Annotated in this window: 4 protein-coding genes; 1 reads left to right on the top strand and 3 read right to left on the bottom strand. The window is 68.2% G+C overall.

What is annotated here, in order from left to right; all coding sequences use genetic code 11:
• Both F9K34_RS18605 and F9K34_RS18600 read right to left on the bottom strand, forming a co-directional pair.
• Window positions 1-149: ATP-binding cassette domain-containing protein (locus F9K34_RS18605; protein WP_291338592.1), on the bottom strand; the 149-nt coding region annotated here is incomplete at its 3' end.
• Between the two features lie 84 nt (window positions 150-233).
• Entirely contained in the window at window positions 234-1,868 is a 1,635-nt protein-coding gene (locus tag F9K34_RS18600; RefSeq protein WP_291338591.1) for a hypothetical protein, read from the bottom strand.
• A gap of 161 nt (window positions 1,869-2,029) precedes the next feature.
• Between F9K34_RS18600 and F9K34_RS18595 the strand changes: the two genes are divergently transcribed.
• Window positions 2,030-2,245 carry a hypothetical protein gene (locus F9K34_RS18595; protein ID WP_291338590.1) on the top strand — a complete coding sequence of 72 codons (216 nt, stop codon included), beginning with the start codon at window positions 2,030-2,032 and terminating at the stop codon, window positions 2,243-2,245.
• Between the two features lie 62 nt (window positions 2,246-2,307).
• On the opposite strand, the gene F9K34_RS18590 is transcribed toward F9K34_RS18595, so the two are convergent.
• Window positions 2,308-2,574, bottom strand: a 267-nt coding sequence (locus F9K34_RS18590) for a GcrA family cell cycle regulator (RefSeq protein ID WP_291338589.1), incomplete at its 5' end; no start/stop codon positions are given.

Below are 2,574 nucleotides of genomic sequence, written 5' to 3'. Positions count from 1 at the left end.
ATGGAGATGAAGGTCGTCTTGCCTGCGCCGTTCGGCCCGAGCAGGGCAAGTATCTCGCCCTCGGCGATGTCGAGCGTGACGCCAGAAAGCGCCACCGTGCCGCTCGCATAGGTCTTGGAGAGGTCCCGGACCTCGATGATGGGGGACATTTGACTGAACGTTCCTGTCGCGCGTTGCAGCAGGTTAGCTTCTCGACCCGGCAAGTTCCAGTGCGGGTTTTCCCGACCCTGATGCTACCGCTCGGGAAGGCCGCAGCGCCCGATTGCATCGACGTACTCGGGATTCGAGTGCAGGACGGAGGGGGGCCAACTGGCCCGCACATAGGCGACGGTCGCATGCGGGTAGTGCCGCAGGAATTCCCGCGCCTCCGCCCGCGCCTCGGCCTCTCGCCCGGCGAGGACGAGATCGCAGAGGATCATCCGGTAGGCCCAGGTCATCCCCGGATTGGCCCGCATCCCAGCGCGGACCAGGTCCAGCGACGCGTCGAGCTCGCCCAGCCCCCTAAGCGCCGCGGCGCGGCCGAGAACCACGTTGAAGCGGAACGGATCGAGCGGGCTCAGCTTTTCGGCGCGGTCGAAATGGCGAAGCGCATCTTCGGATGCGCCGGCGTAGATCGCCGACCACCCCTTGCGCATCCAGCCCCAGGCATTGTTCGGGTCGATTGCGAGCGCCCGGTCGATGAAGCTGTCGGCCAGCGCGACATCGGTGGAACTCAGCGAGAAGGCGGCGCCCAGGGCGACGAGAGCCGGAGGATCGTCGCCGAGCCCCCTGGCGACAGAGCTTGCCAGATTCAGCGCGATCGCCCGATCGGCCCCGATATCGGCGGACCACATGTATGTGGCCTGCTGCGCCAATGCCCAGGCCTTGTAGGCAAGCGCCAGCGCATAGCCGGGCGCGCGCGCCGCCGCCTCGCCGAAGAGCGCGATCGCCCTCTCGTTCGCGTCCTGCCGGTGTGCCCAGAAATGTGGCATCGCAGTGAGGACGAGATCATAGGCCGTTCGATCGGTCGGAACGGTGGAATGTGCGCGGTCGATCTCGGCCGTCCGTAGCGAGGGCTGAACCTGCCCCGCGACCTGCGCGGCGATCCTGTCCTGCAGCGCGAAGAGATCGTCGAGCCGGTCGTCGAACCGCTGCGACCAGAGCAGCCGGCCATCGCGGCCGCGCACGAGCTGCACCGAGATGCGCACGCGGTCCCCCGCACGCTGGACGGAGCCCTCGACAAGGTAGTCGGTCCCCAGCCGCTCGGACGTGGCGCGAATGTCGAGACGCTCGTTGCCGAGCGCGAAGGCGGACTGGCGTGCGATCACCTCGAACTCACGTGCCCGGCTCAGCGCGCCCGTGATCTCCTCGACCACGCCATCCGCGAACATGTCGGTCTCGGGCACGCCGATCTCACTGAAGGGGAGGACCGCAAGACGCGGCAGGCGGCCGCTGGAGACCGGGGAAGCGGGCGGCACCGGGCTCTCCGTCGCCGAGTGCGACATGCGGGCAGTGCGAAGCCAGTCCTCGAATGCTTCCGACGCAAGGTCGAAGCCTTCGAGAAATTCGCCCGGGCCGCTCACGTCGGGCGTGACCGCGGTGGTGCAGAGCCTGACGCTCTGCCGGTCCGCCTCGATCACGGCGGAGGGCAGGGCGCGGCGAAGCGCCGACAACTCCTGCCGGAGCGACGCCCGCGCCTGCTCCTCTGAGCGATCGCTCCAGAGCAGGTCGGCGAGGAGACCGCGCTCGGCCTTCTGGCCCGGCTGCAGCGACAGGAAGGCAAGCATCGCCTGGGCGCGGCGGGAAAGGCCGCGAATCTCGGTTCCGCTGCCATCGCGAAACGTGACCGGTCCGGTAAGGGTGATCGTGATCGGAAGCGTCGTCATCACGGTTCGACTGCGGACGGTGCCGCACCTTTTGCACAAGCGCCGGTCAATATTGCGGAAATATTGCACGGTGGTCGCCCCATTTCACGAAGGAATTTGCGCCGCTCTTGCGGGCGGGTGCGACGCTGGCGCCAGTCGAAACCGTTTGCACGGAGGACGAAGAGATGACCGAGATCACCGGTTCGCGCCACCGCATCAACCTCGCGCCGCTGTCGCGCGCGTTCCCCCGGGCCATGTCCTCGCTGCTCGATGCCGACCGCCGCCATCGCGAGGCCACGCGCCTTCGGAGCCTGCCCGCGGAGCGTCTGGAGGACATCGGGCTGTCACGCCCGGCTGACCGGGGCGCCCCGCCGGCACCGTTCCTCGCGCCCGCCTGGTAAGACTGCCGGCGGCGCGAAGGGGAATGACCCTGCGTCGGCGGGTTCTTCCTGCCGACCTGTTGTCAGCGCCGCCGGTCGCGACGCGACGACATCGGCTGGAAGGCGACGCCGACATGGGCCTCGCAATAGGGTTTGCCAGGCTGGGCCGCAAGGCCGCAGAACCAGAAGTCCTCGGTCGCGGGATCGCCGATCGGCCATTTGCAGGTCCGTTCGGTCAGTTCCATCAGCGTGAGCTTGCGCGCCTTCTTCTCGATCTCGCGCACCGAGGCGAGCGCCTCGGGGCTGATGTCGGTCGAATAGAGCGACAGGAGCCGGTACAGCCAGCGCAG

It is taken from the genome of Albidovulum sp., assembly GCF_008933605.1.
Classification (GTDB): Bacteria; Pseudomonadota; Alphaproteobacteria; order Rhodobacterales; family Rhodobacteraceae; genus Albidovulum.
The sequence above is the reverse complement of the archived record's forward strand: the minus strand, read 5'-3'. Positions and strand labels throughout refer to the sequence as shown.